Annotated in this window: 24 protein-coding genes; 18 read left to right on the forward strand and 6 right to left on the reverse strand. The window is 68.2% G+C overall.

Annotated elements, in window-relative coordinates; all coding sequences use genetic code 11:
• Positions 1–257: 257 nt before the first annotated feature.
• A complete protein-coding gene (locus tag ACFVXE_RS17695) occupies positions 258–1,985 on the reverse strand; it encodes a chitinase (RefSeq protein WP_389672053.1) in 1,728 nt (575 codons plus the stop codon).
• 710 nt (positions 1,986–2,695) lie between these two features.
• On the opposite strand from ACFVXE_RS17695, the gene ACFVXE_RS17700 reads away from it, so the two are divergent.
• From ACFVXE_RS17700 to ACFVXE_RS17765, 14 genes are all read left to right on the forward strand, one after another.
• Positions 2,696–3,562, forward strand: a complete 867-nt coding sequence (locus ACFVXE_RS17700) for a hypothetical protein (protein ID WP_389672054.1) — start codon at positions 2,696–2,698, stop codon at positions 3,560–3,562.
• Positions 3,563–3,776: 214 nt separating this feature from the next.
• Positions 3,777–4,484: a Flp pilus assembly protein CpaB gene (gene cpaB / locus ACFVXE_RS17705; protein WP_389672055.1), complete on the forward strand. Its 708-nt coding sequence runs from the start codon at positions 3,777–3,779 to the stop codon at positions 4,482–4,484.
• A 7-nt stretch (positions 4,485–4,491) separates the two neighbouring features.
• Complete coding sequence (locus ACFVXE_RS17710; RefSeq protein WP_389672056.1) at positions 4,492–5,778, forward strand: CpaE family protein; 1,287 nt, start codon at positions 4,492–4,494, stop codon at positions 5,776–5,778.
• Between the two features lie 3 nt (positions 5,779–5,781).
• Complete coding sequence (locus ACFVXE_RS17715) at positions 5,782–6,249, forward strand: TadE family protein (RefSeq protein WP_389672057.1); 468 nt, start codon at positions 5,782–5,784, stop codon at positions 6,247–6,249.
• A gap of 3 nt (positions 6,250–6,252) precedes the next feature.
• Positions 6,253–6,642, forward strand: coding sequence for a TadE/TadG family type IV pilus assembly protein (locus tag ACFVXE_RS17720; protein WP_389672058.1), 390 nt, complete (start codon positions 6,253–6,255; stop codon positions 6,640–6,642).
• A gap of 69 nt (positions 6,643–6,711) precedes the next feature.
• Entirely contained in the window at positions 6,712–8,049 is a 1,338-nt protein-coding gene (locus ACFVXE_RS17725; protein WP_389672059.1) for a CpaF family protein, read from the forward strand.
• Positions 8,050–8,060: 11 nt separating this feature from the next.
• Entirely contained in the window at positions 8,061–8,999 is a 939-nt protein-coding gene (locus tag ACFVXE_RS17730; protein ID WP_389672060.1) for a type II secretion system F family protein, read from the forward strand.
• Positions 9,000–9,013: 14 nt separating this feature from the next.
• Positions 9,014–9,901, forward strand: a complete 888-nt coding sequence (locus tag ACFVXE_RS17735; RefSeq protein WP_389672128.1) for a DUF5936 domain-containing protein — start codon at positions 9,014–9,016, stop codon at positions 9,899–9,901.
• A gap of 51 nt (positions 9,902–9,952) precedes the next feature.
• The gene (locus tag ACFVXE_RS17740) at positions 9,953–11,269 is read left to right on the forward strand and encodes a sensor histidine kinase (RefSeq protein ID WP_389672061.1); all 1,317 of its coding nucleotides are present in this window, start codon (positions 9,953–9,955) and stop codon (positions 11,267–11,269) included.
• A 50-nt stretch (positions 11,270–11,319) separates the two neighbouring features.
• Positions 11,320–12,414, forward strand: coding sequence for a response regulator (locus ACFVXE_RS17745; RefSeq protein ID WP_389672062.1), 1,095 nt, complete (start codon positions 11,320–11,322; stop codon positions 12,412–12,414).
• 221 nt (positions 12,415–12,635) lie between these two features.
• On the forward strand, positions 12,636–12,866 hold the full coding sequence (locus ACFVXE_RS17750) for a hypothetical protein (protein ID WP_389672063.1): 231 nt from the start codon (positions 12,636–12,638) through the stop codon (positions 12,864–12,866).
• Positions 12,866–13,471: a pilus assembly protein TadG-related protein gene (locus tag ACFVXE_RS17755; protein ID WP_389672064.1), complete on the forward strand. Its 606-nt coding sequence runs from the start codon at positions 12,866–12,868 to the stop codon at positions 13,469–13,471. The genes ACFVXE_RS17750 and ACFVXE_RS17755 overlap by 1 nt, the downstream gene beginning before the upstream one ends.
• A 35-nt stretch (positions 13,472–13,506) precedes the next feature.
• Entirely contained in the window at positions 13,507–14,124 is a 618-nt protein-coding gene (locus ACFVXE_RS17760; RefSeq protein WP_389672065.1) for a hypothetical protein, read from the forward strand.
• On the forward strand, positions 14,124–14,783 hold the full coding sequence (locus tag ACFVXE_RS17765) for an OmpA family protein (protein ID WP_389672066.1): 660 nt from the start codon (positions 14,124–14,126) through the stop codon (positions 14,781–14,783). The genes ACFVXE_RS17760 and ACFVXE_RS17765 overlap by 1 nt, the downstream gene beginning before the upstream one ends.
• Positions 14,784–14,982: 199 nt before the next feature.
• On the opposite strand, the gene ACFVXE_RS17770 is transcribed toward ACFVXE_RS17765, so the two are convergent.
• Positions 14,983–15,207 (reverse strand): hypothetical protein, encoded by a 225-nt coding sequence (locus ACFVXE_RS17770; protein ID WP_383934052.1) that lies wholly within the window; start codon positions 15,205–15,207, stop codon positions 14,983–14,985.
• A gap of 44 nt (positions 15,208–15,251) precedes the next feature.
• Positions 15,252–16,658: a ferric reductase-like transmembrane domain-containing protein gene (locus tag ACFVXE_RS17775; protein WP_389672067.1), complete on the reverse strand. Its 1,407-nt coding sequence runs from the start codon at positions 16,656–16,658 to the stop codon at positions 15,252–15,254.
• Between the two features lie 278 nt (positions 16,659–16,936).
• Between ACFVXE_RS17775 and ACFVXE_RS17780 the strand changes: the two genes are divergently transcribed.
• Together ACFVXE_RS17780 and ACFVXE_RS17785 are read left to right on the forward strand one after the other, a co-directional pair.
• Positions 16,937–17,632 carry a response regulator transcription factor gene (locus ACFVXE_RS17780; RefSeq protein WP_389672068.1) on the forward strand — a complete coding sequence of 232 codons (696 nt, stop codon included), beginning with the start codon at positions 16,937–16,939 and terminating at the stop codon, positions 17,630–17,632.
• Positions 17,629–19,011, forward strand: a complete 1,383-nt coding sequence (locus ACFVXE_RS17785; RefSeq protein ID WP_389672069.1) for an ATP-binding protein — start codon at positions 17,629–17,631, stop codon at positions 19,009–19,011. The genes ACFVXE_RS17780 and ACFVXE_RS17785 overlap by 4 nt, the downstream gene beginning before the upstream one ends.
• 167 nt (positions 19,012–19,178) lie before the next feature.
• Here ACFVXE_RS17785 and ACFVXE_RS17790 read toward each other — a convergent pair whose 3' ends face one another.
• From ACFVXE_RS17790 to ACFVXE_RS17800, 3 genes are read right to left on the reverse strand one after another with little or no spacing between them, the layout of a single operon-like run.
• A complete protein-coding gene (locus ACFVXE_RS17790; RefSeq protein ID WP_389672070.1) occupies positions 19,179–19,649 on the reverse strand; it encodes a S1 RNA-binding domain-containing protein in 471 nt (156 codons plus the stop codon).
• Positions 19,646–20,374, reverse strand: a complete 729-nt coding sequence (locus ACFVXE_RS17795) for an RNA-binding protein (protein WP_389672071.1) — start codon at positions 20,372–20,374, stop codon at positions 19,646–19,648. The genes ACFVXE_RS17790 and ACFVXE_RS17795 overlap by 4 nt, the downstream gene beginning before the upstream one ends.
• A 51-nt stretch (positions 20,375–20,425) precedes the next feature.
• Entirely contained in the window at positions 20,426–20,695 is a 270-nt protein-coding gene (locus tag ACFVXE_RS17800; protein ID WP_389672072.1) for a hypothetical protein, read from the reverse strand.
• Between the two features lie 150 nt (positions 20,696–20,845).
• On the opposite strand from ACFVXE_RS17800, the gene ACFVXE_RS17805 reads away from it, so the two are divergent.
• Together ACFVXE_RS17805 and ACFVXE_RS17810 are read left to right on the forward strand one after the other, a co-directional pair.
• Positions 20,846–21,148: a hypothetical protein gene (locus ACFVXE_RS17805; protein ID WP_389672129.1), complete on the forward strand. Its 303-nt coding sequence runs from the start codon at positions 20,846–20,848 to the stop codon at positions 21,146–21,148.
• A gap of 152 nt (positions 21,149–21,300) precedes the next feature.
• Positions 21,301–21,702, forward strand: coding sequence for a hypothetical protein (locus ACFVXE_RS17810; RefSeq protein ID WP_389672073.1), 402 nt, complete (start codon positions 21,301–21,303; stop codon positions 21,700–21,702).
• The last annotated feature ends 94 nt before the right edge of the window (positions 21,703–21,796 follow it).

Raw genomic sequence — 21,796 nt, forward strand, 5'->3', positions numbered from 1 at the left:
GGGGTATCCCCCGAGCCACCCCCCGGCGATCCGGTCACCCCGCCGCCCCGCGCCCTCCGCATCGGCCGCCCCCGGCCGCGCCGCGGTTCGCTCGTGGGGGGTGCCGTGCCCGGCGCGGCCGGCATCGAGGGTGCGGCGCCCATACCGGTGGAGGCGCCGGACCGGGGGTGCATCACTGCGGGGCCGATTTTCCCCGCACACGCAGCAGCGCCGCCGGGGGAGCGGCGGCGCTGCTGGTCAGCAGATGCGCGTACGGGTTACGGCAGAGCGTGGACGTGCGGCCCCACCGCGTTCGACCAGGCGTTGCCCGACTGGGCGTCCCAGTTGGTCGACCAGGTCATCGCGCCGCGCAGACCCGGGTAGGTCTTCGAGGGCTTGAACGAACCGCAGTTCGTGCCGCGGGCCAGGCAGTCCAGGGCGTTGTTCACGATGGTGGGTGAGACGTAGCCGCTGCCGGCGCCGCTCGTGGAGGCGGGGACGCCGAGTCCGACCTGGGCCGGTGAGAGGCCGCCCTCCAGCTGGATGCAGGCGAGCGCGGTGAGGAAGTCCACCGAACCCTGGGAGTAGACCTTGCCGTCGCAGCCGAGCATCGAACCGCTGTTGTAGTACTGCATGTTGACGACGGTCAGGATGTCCTTGATGTTGAGCGCCGTCTTGAAGTACTCACCCGAGGTCGACTGCATGTCGATGGTCTGCGGGGCCATCGTGATGACGAGGCCGGAGCCCGCCTTCGACGAGAGGGACCTGAGCGCCTGCGTCATGTACGTGGAGTTGAGGCCGTTCTCCAGGTCGATGTCGACGCCGTTGAAGCCGTACGTCTGCATCATCGAGTAGACGGAGTTGGCGAAGTTCGTGGCGGAGGTCGAGTCGTTGATCGAGACGGTGCCGTTCTGGCCGCCGATCGAGATGATCACGGACTTGCCGGCCGCCTGCTTGGCCTTGATGTCGGCCTTGAACTGGTCGACGGTGTAGCCGCCGAGCCCGGCCGAGTCGAGGTTGAAGGTGACACCGCCCGGCGTGCCGGTCGCGTCGGCGAAGGAGACCGCGATGATGTCGTAGTTGGCAGGCACGTCGCTGAGCTTCTGCACGGTCGCGCCGTTGTTGAAGTTCTGCCAGTAGCCGGTCACCGCGTGCTTGGGGACCGAGGTGCCCGGGTTGGGGTTGCCGCCCGTGGCCGCCGTACGCCCGCTGACCGTCGCGGACTTGGCGGACTCACCGGCCGCGTTGGTGGCGGTCACCGCGAACTGGTACGCCGTGTCGGCGGACAGCCCCGTGATCGTCGCCGAGGTCCCGGTGGACGTGGTGATCTTGGTGCCGTCCCGGTAGACGGCATAGCCGGTCGCGCCGGACACCGCGTTCCAGGACAGGGCGATGGAGGAGGAGGTGGTGGCGCCGACGGCGAGACCGGCGGGCGCGGCGGGGATCGTCGGCGCGGGGTCGGTGCCGCCGCCGCCGTCGGGGCCGGTGACGGAGATGTCGTCGGCGAAGTAGGCGGCCTGCCCGTACCAGCCGTGGAGGTAGAGGGTCACCGAGGTGGTGCTCGGGCCGGTGGTGAAGCTGGTGGACAGCTTGGTCCAGCTGCTGGAGTCGGGGGTCCAGGTGGACACGTCGGTCGTCCCGGTGCCGGTCACGCCGATGTACGCGTATCCGCCCTGCACCCAGCCGCTGAGCGCGTACGTGGAGTTCGGTTTCACGGCCACGGTCTGGGTGCACTGGGCGTTGTCCTGGCCGGCAGGGGTCGCCTTCAGGGCGGCGGCGCCGCCGTGCACGGGGGAGGAGACGGTGGCGCCGCTGCCGCCGGAACAGGTCCAGTTGGCGAGCCCGGACTCGAAGCCGGCGTTCTTCGCGACGTTGACGTCGGCCGCCTGGGCCGTGCCGACGAGACCGGTGAGGGTGAGTGCGCCGGCCGCGACGACGGCCATGGCGGTGCCGAGGAGCGGGCGGGTGCGGCCTGTTCTGCGCCGGGCGCCGGGGGAACGTTCCACTTGCTGCCTCCGTGGGGGAGATCGGGAATGCCAGGGGGTGGTGCCGGGGATGCCTGGAGTGGTGCGTGGGATGCCGGGGGTGCGACACGGGCATGGTGCGGGGGTGCAAGGGGGTGCGACGAAGAACGGTGGCCACCGCTGGGCGATAAACTGGTCCAGACCAATCAAGTTGTCAAGACCTCTGGCAGCGACAGCCGGGATCGGCGGGTGCGGCGAGCGCCGCGCGTGCGGGGGAAAAGTGCGGTCAACGGCCCCATTCGCGCCGGACGAAGTGGAGCCGAGGGGTGTGCCGGTGACGCTTTCCGGCGATGTTCCGGGTCCCGGCCCGCAACGGGTGGGCGAGTCGGGCGGGACCGCCGGACGGTGACGGAGCGCTGCCCTCGAAATCCGCCGCCGCACCGCCGGGATCCTTTCTGACGTGCGTGAACGGAATGCCGACGGCGGGAATGGGAACAGGTTTCGGTAACCGTGCGCAGTGGTACAGAAGTTAACCAGTCTCGGTTTCGTCCGATTTAGCACCAGGGTGTCGCCCACAGGTCACAAGCGCGCCGCCCGTACCTCGGAGTACTGGCATCCGAAAGGTGTTCTCTGGCTGGTAAGTCGTGGATAAAGTGCTGAGGCAGAAGCGCGGAGCAGGAGCGATTGCGGCCGGTGTCATGACGACAGCGGCCGGAGCCGAACGGGGAACCAGCGTGCCGACCGCAATAACAGTGACCAGTGCTGATCTGGTGCTGCCGCCGACCGACCAACAGACGCCGACGGCCGCCCTGTTGCAGGCTCCGGAAGACCAGACGCTGGATCAGGCGATCGGTGACATGCATGTGCTGCTGGAGCAGCACGGGTACGTCGTGGCCGTCTACTCGGCCGGCCTGCCGGTCGCCCATGAGCGCCGGATGCACTCCGTCAGATCGGTCCTGGAGAGCGACCGGATCGCCCTGCTCAAGGTGGATCTGCCACCGCTGGGCATCGCCGTACTGGTCCGGCAGCTGCGCCAGTTGTCGATCTGTGACTTCAGCCCGGGGGTGGTGGCGTCCGCCGCCCGGCTGCTTCCCCACTACATCCACGCGGGTGCTTTGCTGAACTCCGTCACCAAACTCGACCGGGTTCCGGTCAGCCTGAAGACGCACGCCAAGTCCTGGGTTCCGGGATCCCAGTTCGCCGTGCTGGCCGCCCCGAATCCGCAGCTCATCAAGGTCGGATCGGCGGTCAAACCTCTGGAAGGTCCCGAATTCGCGACAGATCTGCTCCTCGCCAAAGGGCAGTTGCAGTCGGAATGGGTGCAACAGACCTTGGCTCCCGCATGGAAGGTCCAGGCCATTCATGAGACCGCCCTTCCTTCCGATTCCTCCCTCTGGTGGGGGACCGGGAAACTGGTGGAATTCGCCGCCTACCTTCCTGACATCTCGGTCCTGTACCAACTCGTGTCCTCGGTAAGGCGGGAGATCTGCCACTGGTGCGGAATGGAGCTCATCGGGGACCGTTGCGGATTCTGTACGTCACCACTTCCCGCTCCGGAGAACCGAACGCACTCCAACGGTGTCCTCAGCCAGGGGGCACCCGGGCCACCGGGGTCCTGACGCCCCCGGCTTCCTCCACCGCTCGTGACCGCTCTCCCCGCTCCCCGGAACCCGCTCACCGGTCCCCGCCGTCCGCACCCGATCCGCGTGAAGGGGCCCGGGGGACGGTCTACGCGCAGATACGGACACGGGCCCCGCATCCACCGAGCCACCGCACCGCACATCCTTCTGTCCGCTGCCCCACGCATCCGATACGAACGAGGTTGTCCGGCCCATGAACTCCCGCCAGCGCCGCGGCGTGATACTCCTGCTCCTGTCGGTCCTGTGCGCCTTCGGCGCGTTCGCCGGGGTGCTCTCGGTGATCAGCGACGTCAACTCGAAGGTCGGCCCCGAGGTCGCCGCCTATCAGCTGAAGTCCGACGTGGCCCCTTATACGTCGCTGTCCGCAGGGCAGTTCAAAAAGATCACGATGCCGAAGCGGTGGCTGTCCACCAACGCGGTGACCGACCTCTCCGAGGTCAACGGCAAGATCGCCGTCACCCAGCTGCGCAAGGGCTCGCTGCTCCAGTCCGACATGATGCAGAGGCGCCCGGAACTCCAGCCGGGCGAGCAGGAGATCGCCATCATGATCGACGCCGCGACCGGCGTCGCGGGCAAGATCACCCCCGGCGCGACGGTCAACATCTACGCCACCTTCGCCGGTGAGCAGGACGGCGCGCCGTCCCAGTCGAAGGTCATCGTCTCCAACGCCAAGGTCCTGGACGTCGGCAAGCTGACCGCCCTGGAGCCGGGCCGGGACGCCAAGTCGAACCTGGGCACCGAGGCCGTCCCGATCACGTTCGCGCTGAACACGCTCGACACCCAGCGCATCGCCTACGCCGAGTCGTTCGCGGAGCACGTACGCCTCGCGCTCCTCGCCTCCGGCAGCGACAGCACCATCCGTCCGGGCGACCGCACCTACACGCTCGACAAGGACAAGTGAGGATCGAATGACCACGAGGATCCTCCCGGCCGTCGGTGACCCCGACGCGGCCAGGTCCGTCACCACCCTGCTCAGCCAGCTACCCGACGCGGAGCCCGGCGCCCCCGTCGCCGACTCGACGCAGCTGATCGACACCCTCGCCCGGCTCGCCGGCGAGTCGATCGACGAGCTGCCCGAGGTCGTGGTGGTCCATGAGCGGATCGGCCCGGTGCCGGCTCTGGAACTGATCCGGGAGGTCTCGCTGCGGTTCCCCGCCATCGGGGTCGTGCTGATCACCGCGGATGCCAGCCCCGGACTCTTCGCCGCGGCCATGGAGTCCGGCGCCCGTGGGCTGGTCACCCTGCCGCTGAGCTACGAGGAGCTGGTCAACCGGGTCCAGTCCGCCGCCCAGTGGTCGGTCGGCGTACGCCGGCACCTGGGTTCCGGCGGCGATGTCTTCACCGGCCCCGGCGGCACGGTCGTCACCGTCAGCGGCGCCAAGGGCGGGGTGGGCGTCACCGTCACGGCGGTCCAGCTCGCCCTGGCGGCCCAGGCGTCCGGCCGTACCGTCGCGCTCGTCGACATGGACCTCCAGGCCGGCGACATCGCCTCGTACCTCGATGTGCAGTTCCGGCGCTCCATCGTCGACCTGGCGGCCATCGCCGACATCTCCCCCCGCGTCCTGTCCGACGCCGTGTTCAGCCACAGCACCGGCCTCGCCCTGCTGCTGGCGCCCGGCGACGGCGAGCGCGGCGAGGAGGTCAGCGACCGGTCGGCCCGGCAGATCGTCAGCGCCCTGCGTTCGCGGTACGAGGTCGTGGTCATCGACTGCGGCAGCCAGCTGCAGGGCGCGAACGCGGCGGCCATCGAGATGGCGGACACCGCGCTGCTGGTCACCACCCCGGACGTGATCGCCGTACGCGGCGCGAAGCGCATCGTACGGATGTGGGACCGGCTGCAGATCCGCAAGGCGGAGGAGACGGTCACCCTCGTCAACCGCTTCATCCGGAACACCGAGATCCAGCCGCCGCTGATCGAGAAGATCACCGGCACCCGGATGGCGAGCACGGCGGTCCCCGCCAACTTCAAGGAGCTCCAGGGCGCCGTCGACTCCGGACGGATGCATGAACTCGACCCGAAGAGCACGGTGAAGCAGGCACTTTGGGGCCTGGCGGGGGAACTCGGGATCGTGAAGGTCCCCGAAAGCACGGACAGGCGCGGCAAGTTCAAGAACGACCGCGGCTCGATCGGACGCCCGCGCCGGTGGCGCGACGGCGACACCGGAGGTCGCGGGACGACCGAGGAGGCACGTTGAGCCATGACGATCACCGAGATGAACGGCCCCGTCGTACGGGAGATACCGAAGATCCGGGACGGGTGTTACGGGGAGCCTGCCCGCCGGGGTGAAGGGCGGTGGCGCGACCGCGACCGCGGCCAGACCGCGATCGAGTTCCTGGGCGTCACCCCACTGATCATCCTGCTGATGATCGCGCTCTGGCAGTGCGCGCTGATCGGCTACACGTTCTCCCTGGCGGGGAACGCGGCGGACGAGGGGGCCCACAAGGGCGCCATCACGGAGTTCCGCCGGGACACGGCCTGCCGGAGCGCGGCGCTCGAGGACCTGCCGCGCGCCTGGCGGACGTCGGCCAGGCCGGAGTGCACGGCCGACGACTCGTCCGGCCTGTACCGGGCCGAGGTCAAGCTGAAGGTGCCGATCCTGGTGCCCGGCATTCTCAACTGGCATTTCCCGGTGACCGGCACGGCCGCCTCGCCGCTGGAGGGCTGAGCGATGAACACGTGCACAGACACACCCGCCCGGACGGGGTCCGCCGCCCGCCGCGACCGCGGCCAGGTGGCCATCGAGTACCTGGGCTTCCTTCCGCTGCTCCTTCTGGTGGCTCTCCTCGCCATCCAGCTGGGCCTGGCCGCGTACGCCGCCAACCAGGCCGGTACCGGCGCCCGGGCGGGCGCCCGGATGGCCAGCAAGTCGTCGCCCGGCGACTGCGCGCGGGCGGGCAAGGACGCGATGAGCGGCTGGACAGCCGGCCGTGCGGATCTCACCGAGACCGGCTCCTTCTCCGAGGTGACCTGCACCGCCAGCATCGAGGTGCCCTCCGTCGTCCCGGGCATCGACAACTTCGGACACGCCGTCCGGAGCGCCACGATGCGCCGCGAATGACAATGCGGCGCCCCGCGTCGCGGCACCACCGGCTGCTCAACACGTGAGTCAGAACGAGGAGTTACGGACATGAGTCTGCGGGCACGCATCACCGCCCCCGAGAAGCACAGCGGGGCACGGGAGGACGGCCACATGGTCGCCACGTACCGCGCCAAGCTCCTCGAAGAGATCGACCTCGCGGAGATGTCCTCGCTGGCCGCCGCCGACCGGCGGGCCCGGCTGGAGCGCGTGCTCAGCCACATCATCAGCCGGGAGGGCCCGGTCCTCTCGACCGTCGAACGCACCCAGCTGATCCGCCGGGTCGTCGACGAGGCTCTCGGACTCGGCATCCTGGAACCGCTCCTCGAAGACGCGTCCATCACCGAGATCATGGTCAACGGGCCGGACCAGATCTTCGTGGAGCGCAGCGGCAAGGTCGAGCAGCTGCCGATGCGGTTCGGTTCGCACGAACAGCTGATGCAGACCATCGAGCGCATCGTCTCCACCGTCAACCGCCGGGTCGACGAGTCGAACCCGATGGTCGACGCACGTCTGCCCAGCGGTGAGCGTGTCAACGTGATCATCCCGCCGCTCTCGCTGACCGGCGCGACACTCACCATCCGACGGTTCCCGAGGGCGTTCACACTCCAGGAAATGATCAACATCGGCTCGCTCGACGAGCAGATGCTGATCCTGCTCTCCGGGCTGGTCCAGGCGAAACTCAACGTCATCGTCTCCGGCGCCACCGGCACGGGGAAGACGACGCTGCTCAACGCGCTCTCCGGACTCATCCCGGACAACGAGCGCATCGTCACGATCGAGGACTCCGCGGAACTCCAGCTCCAGCAGAGCCATGTGATCCGGCTGGAGTCCCGCCCCGCGAACGTCGAGGGGAAGGGCCAGATCACCATCCGCGACCTGGTCCGCAACTCCCTGCGTATGCGCCCCGACCGGATCGTCGTCGGTGAGGTCCGTGGCGGCGAGTCGCTCGACATGCTCCAGGCGATGTCCACCGGTCACGACGGCTCGCTCGCCACCGTCCACGCCAACAGCGCCGAGGACGCGCTCATGCGTCTGCAGACCCTCGCCTCGATGTCCGAGATCAAGATCCCGTTCGAGGCGCTGCACGACCAGATCAACAGCGCCGTCGACGTCATCGTCCAGCTCACCCGGCACGCCGACGGATCCCGCAAGGTCACCGAGATCGCCGTCCTCGACTCGCACGGCCGCGATCCCTACCGCATCGTGACCGTCGCCCGGTTCAACGGCCGGCCGATGGCCGCCGACGGACGGATCTACGGCGAGTTCCAGTACCTCCCGATACCGCGCAAGATCGCGGACCGTCTCTACATGGCCAGCCAGCCCATCCCGCAGGCCTTCGGAGTCGCCGCGTCCGCCGAACAGCTCGCCACCCGAGAGGCCAATTAGGTACCTGTGCCATGACAAATCTTCCTCTTCTCACAATCGGTGTCACGCTGCTCTGCGGCGTGACCGGCGTCATGGGTCTGCACGCCTACACGGGTGGGAAGGCAGACCGGGACGCCCTGGTGGACCGGCTGTCGCACACCGGCCAGATCCCCGAGGCCGGGCGTCTGCGCCGCTTCCGTGGCGTCGACCGCAGGCTGCGCAGGACCCGTCTGGGACGGAGGCTCGAACTGAAGCTGGCCGCGACCGGCCTCGACATCACCCCGGGCGAGTTCTTCGTCTACGCACTGGCCGCGATGGCCGCGCTGTGGATGATCGCCTCGTCGATCCTGGCCAGCTTCTTCGGCCCGGTCGCCGCACTCGTCGGGCTCTGGGGCACCAACGCCTTCCTGAACTGGCAGCGGACCAAGCGCACCGAGCGCTTCATCAACCAGCTCCCCGAGCTCGCCCGCATCCTCGCCAACGCCACCCAGGCCGGCCTCGCGCTCCGCACGTCGATCGGCATGGCGGCGGACGAGATGGAGGACCCGGCCGGCGAGGAACTGGCCCGGGTCGCCCGCCGCCTCGCCGTCGGTGAGTCCCTCGACGACGCGCTGAGCGAGCTCACCGACCGGCTGCCCTCGCGCGAGCTCGTCGTCCTCGTGACCACGCTCGTCCTGTCCAACCGGGCCGGCGGTACGGTCGTCAGCTCGTTGCGCAACCTCACCGAGACGCTGGAGGAGCGCAAGGAGACGCGGCGCGAGGTCAAGACCCAGCTGTCCCAGGTGACGGTCACCGCCTACGCCGTCCCCGTCTTCGGCCTGGGCGCCATGCTCCTGATGAACGCGGTGATGCCCGGCGCGCTCGACCGCATGACCGGCGCCCTCATCGGCCAGATCGCGGTGATCGTCGCCATCGTCCTGTACGCGATCGGATTCATCGTGATCCGCCGCCTGTCCAGGATCGACGTCTGATGGGAGGGGCACGCATGGACCTGCTCCTCGCAGGCGTCGTCGGACTCGCGGTGTTCGGAGCCATCGCCGGTATCCGCATGTACCGGGCCGACGCCAAACTCCCCGGCGACCTCGCGATCGCCCTGGAGGTCGGCGCGACCCGCACCAACGCGATGGGTTCCGGCATCGACCGGATGGGCATGCGCTGGGCCCCCATGGTGCTGCGGATGATGGGCCCCAAGGCGGTCAACAAGAAGCGCCGCCAGATCGACATGGCGGGCAACCCCGGCGGTCTGACCATCGACCGCTACGCCGCCCGCCGGTTCGTCTACGGCGCCCTCGGCGCGTTCGGCGCCCTGACCATGCTGATGCGCGGCCAGCTCTTCCTCGCCGTGCTGCTGATCGCCTTCGGCGTCTTCTGGGTGGAGGTCGGCATCTGGGCCGCGGTCCGGGTCCGCAGGGACCACATCGACCGGACCCTCCCCGACTTCCTCGACGTCCTCGCCGTCGTCGTCTCCGCGGGCCTCGGCTTCCGCCAGGCGCTGGGACGCGTCGCGGAGAAGTACGAGGGCCCGTGGGCCGACGAACTCCGCATCACGCTGCGCCAGATGGACATGGGCGTCAGCCGCCGCGAGGCGTTCGACCAGCTGCGCAGGCGCAACGACTCGGAGCAGGTGGCGATGTTCGTCACCACGCTCCAGCAGGGCGAGGAGCTCGGCGCGCCGATCGTCGAGACGCTGATCCAGATCGCCAACGACATGCGGCGTACGGATGCCCAGAACGCCCGCAGGAAGGCGGCCAGGGCCGTCCCCAAGGCGACCTTCGCGGTCACGTCCTTCCTGCTCCCCGGAACGCTCGTGCTGTTGACGGTCGGCTTCGTCTACGGAGCCAACGTCGACTTCAGCTTCCTCTCGGGCGGATGACGTGAACGACGCGAACGGTAGGCACGACGACCAGAGGGAGGTGACAGGCTCATGTCGTTCCAGCTCGGCAGTATCCAGGTCGGACTGAACGCGGAGGTACGTCAGGCGATCGCCGATCCCGGCGCGCGCCCGGCGTTCGCGATCCAGCTCAACGCGCTCCAGGCGATGTGCAGACAGGTCTTCGGCTTCCGGCTCGCGATGATCGCCGTCGCCACACCGTTCGCGATCGGCCACACCGCGGCGGGGCCGGCCACCTGGCTGATCGGCTCGGCGATCCTCGTCACCTTCATGGGCTCCTACGTCCTCTTCCGCGACTGGGAACGCTTCGGCCCCGTCCTGCTCCGCCACCCCTGGCTGCTCGGCATCGACGCGCTGTTCGGCGCCCTGCTGCTGATCACCGCCACCCCCGAGTCCACCCTCGCGTACGTCACCGTCTGCACCCCGCTGCTGGCCGGACTCGTCTACGGCTGGCGGGGCGCGGCGGTCTTCGCGGCGCTCCAGACAGTGATCGTCTTCGCGGTGTACGGAACGGACGCGAAGCTGAACGCCGCCGACGCGACGGTGTTCCTCCTCCCCGGCTTCTGTGTCATCGCCGGCGCGGTCGGCGTCACCCTGCGCAATCTGCTGCTCCGCTTCGGCACGGCCAGCCAGGCGCTGACCGAGACCAGGGCCCGGCTCGCGGTGAACGAGGCGGTGGAGGGCGAGCGCACCCGGCTCGCCCGGGAGATGCACGACTCGGTGGCCAAGACCCTGCACGGTCTGGCACTGGCCGCCGAGGGGCTGGCCGCCTCCTCCGACCGGATGGACCCGCTCACCGTCAAGCACCAGGCCGAACTGGTCGCCCGCTCCGCCCGTCGCGCGGCGGCGGAGTCACGGGAACTCCTCTCCGACCTGCGCCGCGAGTCCGGACTCGACGGCGGAGTGGACGTCGTCGGCGAACTCCGCTCCCGCGCGGACGACTTCACCCGGCGCCACGCACTCACCGCCACCTTCCGGATGCTCAACGAAGCGCCCGTCCCGCATGTGCCGCAGGTGGTCGCCCGCCAGCTGCTCACGGTCGCTTCCGAGGCGATGGAGAACGCCCACCGCCACGCCCACCCCAGCTATCTCATCGTGCTCGCCGGCGTGAAGGGCGACGTCCTGCGCGTCAGCGTGTACGACGACGGGCGCGGCCTGCCCCCGGGCACGACGCTCGACGATCTCAGGCGCGCCGGCCATTTCGGTCTCGTCGGCATGGTCGAGCGCGCCGCGTCCATCGGCGCCCGTATCCGGATCGGCAGGGGCAAGGCGGCCAAGGGCACCGAAGTACGCCTGGAACTCCCGGTGGCGGCGCTCGTCACCGGTCCGGAAACACAGCCAGTGAACTGACCCGCTCCACCCCACCCTCACCCCCACAGATCCTGAGAGGAGGTCGCAGAATGCCGGACGACGTCTCCCGTGCGTCGGGCCAGAACTGGGCGGCCCGGAACCACACCTCCCAGCACACGTCCTCGCACCCCACCCCGCTCAACTCGGAGCTCAGCTCCTCCGGGTTCCCCGTCCCCCAGCAGCCCGCGGCATCCGAGGTCGCTCCTCCCTTCCCAGCGGCCCCGCCCATGGGCGCCCCCGGCCCCCTGCGGGTCGTCGTCGCCGATGACAATCCCGTGGTCCGGGCCGGACTGGACGTCCTGCTCTCCGGCCGCGCGGACATCGAAGTGGTGGCGCAGGCCGCGGACGGCCGCCAGGCCTACGACATGGCCGTACTGCACCGCCCGGACGTCGTCCTGCTCGACGTCCGCATGCCGGGCGTCGACGGCATCTCCGCCCTGCCTCATCTGGTGCGGGTGGCCCCGGTCATGATGCTGACCTACAGCCGCGAGAGCGAGATCGTCCACGAGGCCCTGCGCCTGGGCGCGGGTGGCTATCTGGTGCACGGCGAGTTCACGGCGGACCAACTGGTGCAGGCGGTACGGGACACCAAGAGCGGCCGGGCCCACTTCACCGCGACCGCCGCCAACGCGCTCCTGGCCCATATGCGGCAGGGCCCCGGACCGCAGGGCGGGCAGCTGCCGGAGGGGCTGGGTACCGCGCTGACCACGGGTGTTGCGTACCAGGGCGCCGGACCCGACGGGCATCCGGTGACTCCGCCGCAGCAGGGCGGTGCGCCTGCACATGTCCCGAGGGCCGGAATGGTTCCACCTGCACCGCAACCGGCCGGATCCTCACAGGGTCTTTCGCAACTGCAATCGGCTGTGGGACAGTCTTCACTGACCGGGATGCCGGGAACGGCGCCCAACAGGCAGCAGTACGGGCTGAGTTCGCGGGAGGTGGAGGTCATGGAGCTGATCGCGTCCGGCATGAGCAATCAGCAGATCGCCGCCACCTGCTTCATCAGCGAGAAGACGGTCAAGAACCACATCAACCGCATCTTCACCAAGTTGCACAGCGCCAGCCGCAGCGAGGCGATCGCCCGCTGGCTCGGCACGGCCCCGGCGGGCGGCCCCGGCGGGCGGGGGAGTGGTGGCCGTGGCTGAGACATGGATCCGGACATCGGACAGCGGTACGGAGCGCGGGGCCCAACTCCCCCTTTGGGCCCGGGAATGGGCCCTGGGACCCTCTGGCGGACAGGGTGCGCGGCCGTATGTTTCTCATGTCGCCAGCGGCACCGGCCAGGAGGAAGCCGGTACCACGGGTGGCACCAGAGAAACGTGCGAGTCGGCCGGCTACCGGTCGGCCGAACCCGGAGGGGAACACCATGTCGAACATCACCCTGAAGACCGCCGTCCGCGTCAACGGCTGGGCCAACACCGCGGTCAGCGCGATCCAGAAGCGTTACGAGGCCAAGGACCGCGGACAGACGGCGTTCGAGTACCTGGGCATCATCCTGGTGGTCGTGGCGATCATCGGCGCGATCGTGGCCACGGGTATCGGTGGTGCGATCTCGACGCGCATCACCGGCCTGGTGAACTCCATCACCTCGGGCTGATGATTGGTCGTCGACGCCGCGACTCAGGGCAGGCCTTCCCCATCTACGTAGTGATGGTGGCGGGCCTGCTCTTTCTCGCTGTGGCGTTCTTTGCTGTCGGCAAGGCCTCGGCCTTGCGTAATGGTGCTCAGGGTGCTGCGGATGCCGCCGCGCTGGCTGCCGCCCAGCAAGCTCGTGAGGATTTCGAGGCCCCGTTCCTGGCCTCGCTCCCCGAGAGCATGTTGGACCTGTTCCTTAAGGCTCACGCCGTCAATGGGTGCTCCGCGGCTTACCAACTGGCCGAGGCGAATCAGGCGGACGTCACCTCCTGCCTGCCGATACCCGGCGGTGATCGAGACCGGATCAAGGTTGGGGTGAAGGGCCGCAAAACGGTGGACTCGTCGGTGATCCCCGGATCGAAGAGCAAGATTGCGACAGCTCATGCAACTGCCGTGATCGAGTTCCGTTGTTCCTGGAAGTCCGTGGACCTCAACGACGACAGTGTCCAGGACGTGTACTTCTTCACGTGCAAGAACGGCGGGATGCTCGAAATCAGGCCGAGCAGCCCCCCTCCCTGGTCCCAGGTGAGCAAGATTCTCTTCGACGTGCACCTGATCGACGACTGACTGACAGCGAACGACGAGTAAAGGAATCAGAACCCATGAGCATTCGGCGCACCACCAAACCCCGAAGGGTTGTGGCAGCTGTCTCGCTGGCAGCGGCACTGGCCCTGGCCGTCACCGGGTGCGGTGCTGACGACGGCGGTGGAGAGACGAAGGACCCGGGTTCTGAGTCGTCCTCAACGCCTTCCAAGTCCTCCGACGGAGACAAGGGGGCAAAACAGGAAGACACCGCCGCTGGGGACAATGTGGACCCGAATGTGAAGCTGGCCGAGGCGAGGGGACAGAACGGCGTCACGCTCATCATCAATCAGGTGAAGCGTGACTCGGGTGGCTTTGTCACCGTGCAAGGTGAGATCAAGAATGGGAGCGATACGAACCAGCCCAGCGGGGGCTGGGCCGGTTCGGAGGCAGGAATTGTCCCGCAGAACCCCAACTCGGTTGCTGGGGCAGCGCTGATCGACAAGGTCGGTAAAAAGCGCTACTACGTTCTCAGGGATACCGAGAACCGCTGCCTGTGCACGACAGGAATTCTGCCGCTTCAGCCCGGCAAGTCGACAGCTGTGTTCATGCAGTTCCCCGCGCCGCCCAGCACGACGACCGAGGTCGACTTCATGCTGCCGACCTTCGCCACCACCTCGCTGAAGATCTCCGGGTGATGGCAGACATGACCCACACCCGAATCCGCCGCAGGCCACCGCGCCTCGCGGGCCACGTCATCGCGGCCACTTTGCTGATGGCAAGCGTCACGGTCCTGGGGGCATCGCAGGCTGTCGCCGACGACGGTCCCAGCGTGCCGCCCGGCACCGAGGCGTCGTCGGTGCCGCCCGTCAAGGTGGACCCCAACGACCCCGACCTCAAGATGGCCGAGGGTGCCACGCTCGCGCCGGCCAAAGTCCTCGACATCATCCAGGTCGTCGAGGACCAGGGCGGCGAGGAGCGCCGCGAGGACAGCAACGCCAGCATCAAGTTCGCCCTCCAGGCCGAGGTCCTCTTCGGCAAGGACAGCGCGAAGCTGAGCTCGGCGGCCAAGTCCCGTATCGCGGCGGTCGCAGCCGAGATCAAGAAGCAGAACGCCACGAAGGTGCGCGTATTCGGCTTCACCGACAACCTCGGGTCGTCCGCACACGGCGACGTCCTGTCCAAGCAGCGCGCGGATGCGGTGCATGGAGTCCTGGTCGAATCGCTCGGATCGACGATCACCTTCGAGATCCGTGGTTACGGCGAGCAGTACCCGATCGCCGACAACGGCACGGAAGAGGGCCGGAAGAAGAACCGGCGCGTGGAGGTCTCCTTCCCGCGCGGCAACGCTTCCTGACCGGACTCGCGGACACAGGTGTCCGTTGACAGCGAAGTTAGTCCGGCAGGAGGCTCTGACCTGCACGGACCAACTTCGCTGTCAACGTCAACGCGGGGCGCGCGGTGCCTATGCACCAGTCAGGTGTCTCACGGTCGTATCCGAGTCCTGGCGTGGGGTTCATGCCGCGCGTGTAGATCCGTTCGAACTTGATGCTGTTCTACTTGTTCTCGCCGGGCTTTCCGACGTGTTCGCCGTCGCCTGGGGTGTCGTCGCCGGGCTTGGCCTGGTCTTGGCCGGGGCTGGCAGGGGCTGTGGCGCCAGGTTCGGTGTGGTTGCCGTCGTCTCCGGATTTGCCGGTGGTGCCGGACTGGTTGAGCTGGAAGGCGAAGAGTAGGGCTGCCACGGCGAGGGTGGCGGTGATCCATATGGTGATGCGTCGCATGTCGGTCTCCTACTGGTCGGATGGGTCGCTGGTGGAGTGCGTGGCTACCAGGCGAACTCTTCGGTGTGGACGTTGTCGCGATGGGCGCCTGCGCCGCGGGCGGCTTTGCGTACGGCGGTGATCCAGGCGGGCGGGCCGCAGACGTAGATGTCGCAGTGCGCGATATCGGGGACGAGGTTCTTGAGGACTTGGGCGTCGTCACCGAGGTGGGCCGGTCCTGCGGCCTGCCAGGAGGTGTCGGCGCGGCGCGGTCCCGGCAGGAAGATCAGCTCGACGCCGCGGTCGGCGGCAATCGCCCGCAGCTCGTCGGCGAACACGGCGTGCTGATCCTCGGTGTAGCGGTAGATGAGGGTGGCCTCGCCGGGCGCGTAGCCGGCGTCTTCGAGCAGGGCACGCATGGGGGTAATACCGATGCCGGCGGCGATGAGGATCATGCGGGGCTGGGTGCGCTGTCGGGCGGTGAGGGTGCCATAGGGACCTTCGATCAGGGCGCGGGTGCCGGGGGTGAGCCGGGCAGCGCGTGCGCTGCCGTCGCCGGCGGCCTTGATGGTGATGCGCAGCTGGTCAGCCGTCGGGGCAGCAGAAAGGGTGTAGGGGTTGCCGCGGGACCAGCCGGGGCCGTCCAGGAAGCGCCAGATGAAGAACTGGCCGGAGGCGGTCTTCATCTTGTCCAGACGATGGCCCTTGAGCGTGATCGACACCGTCCCGGGTGCCTCAGTGATCACGGAGTCCACACGCAGGCGGTGGCGGAGGGAGCGCCAGGCGGGCAGGGCGATGCGGTACAGCAGGGTGACGGCGAACGCGAAGCCGTACAGGCACCACCAGTAAATGCGGGTCCAGGTCTCGTGGAAGTCGGCGCCGTCGGCGAACGTGTGCGGGAACGTCGCGGCGATCCCGGCGTAGGAGTACAGGTGCAGCAGGTGCCAGGACTCGTAGCGCAGCTTGCGGCGGGCAGCGCGGATCGAAGTGACCACCACCATGATCAGCAGGATGGTGCCGACGGTGGCGAACAGCATCCACGAGTCGGTGATGAACACCCGGATCAGTGCATCCAGCATCGCGTCGGGTTCGCGCACCGCCCGTTCGACGGCGAACAGGACGACGTGAGCGATCATCAGCCAGAACGAAGCGAAGCCGATCCAGCGATGGCGACGGGTGAGCAGGTCGTGACCCCAGGAGCGCTCAACCCAGGGGATCCGCGCCAGGAGAACGACCTGGAGGATCATCAGATCGGAGGCCAGCAGGCCGGTGAGCAGGCCGAGTGAGCCCATGGCCCGGTCTGGGGTGGTGAGGCTGAGCGGGCCGCCCTGGTTCATCACCCACAGGGCGACGACGGCCACCACGGACAGGATTGCCAGGGCGCCCAGCGGATCGCCCAGGGTGAAGCCCCGTCGGCGACGTGTCGCGGGCGGCTTGCGATGCCCGCGAGGTGGAGCGGTGGAGAGCGTCATCACAGAAGTCCTTCGGCGTGGAGCACTGTCAGCCGCGGTGCGGCGGGTGTGGTGTTCACCCTGACCGCGCTCTTTGTGGCAGCTCTAAGAAGGCCGCCCCTGCCAGGTGACTCCTGTGCCGGAAGATAGGGGGTGACCTGCGGCGATGGCGGATAGGAGCAGGGATTTCCGCGAACCCGGGCCGCGTGGTTCTTAGGCTTCTTTGTGCTTTGCAGCCGATCCTTGACCTTGGCAGGCCCTGGTGACCGGGGCAGTGGCGAAGGACCGAGGTACAGCAGATGGCAGGAGCAGGCCGCAACCCCGAGGTGCTGGTCGTGGACGACGACCCGGGCGTACGCCAGGCCCTCGATCTGGGGTTGGGCCTGGAGGGCTTCACCGTCCGTCTCGCCGAGGACGGCGAGAGCGCACTGGACCAGGTCGAGTTGCGACCGCCGTCAGTGGTCGTGCTGGACGTCACCATGCCGGGCCTGTCCGGAGTCGACGTGGTGCGCCGGCTACGGGCCGATGGCCGGACGCTGCCGGTGTGCATGCTCTCCGCGCGCGACGAGGTCGACGACCGGGTCGCCGGGCTCGCGGCGGGCGCGGACGACTACGTCGTCAAGCCGTTCTCCATCGCCGAGCTCGCCGCCCGCCTGCACGCCATGGTCCGTCTGCACGCATCGACCGCTGAGCGGCCACTGGTCATCGGCGACGTCACCATCGAACCCGCCCGCCGTACCGCCTCCCGCACCGGGCGGGACCTCCAGCTGACCGCCCGCGAGTTCGACCTGCTGCTCGCGCTCGCGCACCGGCCCGGACAGGTCCTCTCCCGCGCCCAGCTGCTGGAGCAGGTGTGGGGCTACACCTGGGACGTCGACACCAACGTGGTCGACGTCTTCATCGGCTACCTGCGCAAGAAACTCGAGGCCGACGGCAGCCCCCGCATCCTGCAGACGGTGCGCGGAATCGGCTTCACGCTGCGGGCCGGATCGTGAAGCTCGCCCCGCGCAGCCTGCGCTCCCGGATCACCGCGGCGCTCGCGCTCCTGGTCACCGTGGTGGTCGCGCTCGCCGGCCTGGTCATCGTCGCCCGGATCGACCACCGCGAACGCAGCGACGTCGACCGGCAGCTCGCCGCACGGGCCGAGAAGGTCCAGCAGGACGCCGACAAGCTCCTCGACCAAGGCGACCACCAAGAAGGTGACCACGGCCAGGACGACTACGGGGGACTGCTGACCGGCAGCCAGAGCCTGGTGCGCCTGATCTCGAACGGACAGGTCGTTGCTGAGCGCGGAGAGAGCCCACCCTTCCCGCTGCCCGTGCCTGAGCGGGACGGCTACGCCACGATCCAGGGCGACGGACAAACCTGGCGCTCCCTGACCCAGCCCCTGAACAACACCGGGGACAGGGTCGAAGTCCTCCAAGACATCGACGACCTCCAACGCCGCCGCGGTGACAACATCGCCATCGTCGCCGCAATCACCCTCATCGCCGCCGTCGTCACCGCCGTCGGCACCTGGCTGATCACCCGGTTCCTGTTCCACCCTCTGCAACGGCTGCGCACCGGAGCCCTGGCCGTCAGCGCCGACGTCACCGGGCCCGCCCTTCCCGCCGTCGACCGGCCCCAGGAAGTAGCCGACCTCTCCCACGCCCTGAACACCATGCTCGACCAACTCCGCACCAGCATGGAAGCCACCCGCCGCTTCACCGCCGACGCCGGACACGAACTACGCACCCCCCTCACCACGCTCGGCATGACCCTGGAGACCCTCCAACGCAACCCAGACCTCCCCGAACCGCAACGCACCCGGGCCCTGGAAGCGATGCAGGCCGAGCACCAGCGCCTCACCAGGCTCCTCACCGGCCTCCAGGCCCTCGCCCGCGGCGACGCCCACGCCCTGCCGGAGCGCACCGCCGTCGACCTGTCCGCCCTGGTGACCGAAGCCGCCCACCACGCCACCCGCCGACACACCAGCGTCACCTACCGCATGGCGCCCGCTTCCCCGGTGACGATTCAGGGCTGGCCAACCGGACTACGACTCGCCATCGACAACCTCCTCGACAACGCCGCTCTTCACGGCCGGCCTGACGGTGTCGTCGACATTCAGCTTTCCCGCCACAGTGGCCTGGCCCGGATCACCGTCAGCGACGACGGCCCCGGCATCCCACCCGACCAGCGCCACACCATGAAAGAGCGCTTCGCCCGCGGCTCACGTACCCACGCACCGGGCTCCGGGCTCGGCCTAGCCCTCGTCGAGCAACAGGCCCGCCTCCATTACGGCTCCCTCCACCTGGGGCAGAGCCGCAGCGGCGGACTCCAGGCGGTCATCAGCATCCCCGCCGGACCAGGCCCTGGAACCGGCCAGCACGACTAGGTTCCCTGTCACACAAGCCGAAACGGCTGAGTTCGCTGTCAAACGCCTCGATTGGATGGCAAAGGACAACAGGGCCTGTAGGGTCTCAAAATTCGCTGCATAATCTCAGCGAATTCTGCACGGCGGCGGCATTTGTGCCGCCGCCGTGAGACTCGCAGGTCGGAGCGTCATCTATCCGGGTGGCCAGACCCGTGATCGATCCCGCCTGCGTTCGCTGCGCTGGCACCTTGGCTGCACAGGAAGTGGAGTGCGTCGCCGACGTGGACGGCCGACTGCGGATGGTTCGGGTGCCCGTCGCTCAGTTCGGTGTTGTGCACCAGCCCCTCGAAGCCGTTCTCCTTCTCTTCGATGCGTACGAACACGCCGAACGGTACGAGCTTGGTGACGCGGCCGATGACGGTCTGGCCGATCTGCCCGGCGAGCAGTGGCATCGGGTCTTCGTGCAGGGCCTTGAGTGACAGTGACACCCGTTCGCGGATCGGGTCGACGTCGAGAATTTCGGCGCTGATCTCCTGGCCGACGGCAACGACCTCGGAGGGATGGTTGAAGGGGCGCCATGACAGCTCGGGGATATTGATCACCGCTTCGAAGCCGCCGATGTCCACGAAAGTGACCAAGAAATCGGCGATCAGGGTCACCCGGCCGGTGATGCAGCCAGCCGGGCTCGGGGAGCGAGCCCGGCGCGGATCGTGTCGATGTTGTCGGGGGTGAGGCGGTGCCATCGCCCGGAGTTGTAGGCGGACTGCTCTTCCAGGACCCTGGCGTTGGTCCCCGCCATCGACCAGCGCAACTGACCCCAGAATTCGTCGTCGGCCGGCCTCTGGGGACCTTCGCCCTCGGCTTCGAAGTCGTACGGCGAGGCGTCGATCCGCTCTGGGAACAACCCGAGCGCGCGGGTCCGGGCCACTGCGGTTTCGCAGGGCCGACTGCTGCCGATGTACATGTACTGGTCCCAGCCCACGTGCACGGCGAAGGTGTCCTCCACTTCCAGCCGACACCAGGCGCCACCGTCGCGCAGCATGACCCGTACAAGATCCATCGCGGTGCCGACCGACACCTCCGCACCATCGTGGAAACCGTCCGGCCCGGTCGGGAAGACACCGTCCAGCCCGAAGCCGTCCATCGGTGGCTCCAGCCCGAAGTTCACGAATGGCACCGGGAGATGCGGCTCGCGCACCGCCAGGCGCTCGATGCCGGTGTCCGCGGCGAACGCCTCGATTGCTTGAAGGTAGGCACCCTCGACCTGGCCGTGGTCGCTGACCGTGTTCTCGGCGCCGGTGTAGTGGCCGTGTTCATCACGGTCGGCGGGGTCGTACTTGGTGACGCGATAGACGTAGGGCAGCACACCCCCATCTTCGAGCATGGTTCGGACGCGGCAACGCGCAGTGCCACTACGCATCGAGGGGGCAAGCCCTCAGTCCGCGCATTCCGAGCCGATGTTGTTCCACATGAAGTCGCTTCTCCAGTCCGTCCTGCCGGCAGCCCAGCCGAGCAAGGCGGTCAGGATCTTCTCCTGGGAGATGGTCCGCGTCTGATAGTGCTCGGCCGCTACGCCGTCCCGGAACTCGAGTTGGTACGTGTTGTCGTCGCACAGCAGCACCTGGATGTACCAGCTGTCCTCGATGTCCTTCCCCATGTTCTCCAGGATCAGATGCGCGTTCCCACGATGGAGGTTCGCCAGCATCCTGCCTATTGCTGGCTTCGAGGGCGTCTTCGTCACTCGCCCAGCCGCATTGGTTGCAATCAGCATGGCGTGATCCTCCACCACGGCTCTGACAGCGCCTCGGTGAGCGGACAGAGCACCGCCTGGGACCATTGGCTGGTGACCACATGGATGCGCTGCTACTGGGACGAGGAAGACACCTGGTTCTACTTCGAGGTCGATGCCGAAGGCTGGGTGATCCGCCAGGTCGAGCTCGAAGGACCTGACCTGACGCCGATTGCGGCTGCCTCCCTCGAAGAATGGCAGCGAGCCCATGACGCAGGCCGCCTCGACGAGTACGACAGCAGATTCGGGATCACTGCCGAACTGCCCGTCTCCGAGTGGGAGGGTCACGATCCGCTGCCGCTCACCTCCAAGGAATTCGAAGAGGTCTGGAGGACCGCCCGCCAGCACGTCGCCGCCCGTCCGTCATGAGCGCCAAGGCGGTCGTGAGGAAATGCCACCCGCCCTGGGACGAGAGCCCCTGGCCACTGCGACAACTCGAGAAACAGCTGGTCAGCGCGACGCGCTATGACGTGCGCCGCGAGACCCTACAGATGTAGGGTCCGCTGCTAGATTCGTCCGCCATGCGATCACGTGAGTACGACCTCGACTTCCGCGACAGGGCCGGGCGAATACGTGCCTGGGGTATCGGTCTGTTGGCTGTGGCGACGCTCCAGTGGACATGGTGTGCCCTGTTGCTGCTCACGCCGTACAAGGTCGATGAGGAGCCCGACGACCGTTACCCCGCGGAGTGCGAGTCACGGTTGTTGACCGAACGTGGTACGGCCAACGACGGTCTACAGAGGGGGGATTGGTGTCAGAATGAACGCGACTGGCCTGAAGTCCTGGCTGTGCTCGGGTTGTCCGTGCCGGTGTCGGTCGTTGGCGTGGCGCTCTTCACGAGCGGCAGTATGAGTATCCGGATGAGCGCCCACGCCGAGGCGATGCGCGAACTGGACAAGTACGCCGACGCACGGAACACGTAGCCTCCACGGATTGGCCGGCTGCCGGCAGCGGCTCGGTTCGCATTCGAGTCGGTGCCCCCGGTCCGGCGTTTCGCGTCGTACCGCGGGCGGCGGC

Origin of the sequence: Streptomyces sp. NPDC058231, assembly GCF_042882275.1 — a bacterium.
GTDB lineage: Bacteria > Actinomycetota > Actinomycetes > Streptomycetales > Streptomycetaceae > Streptomyces.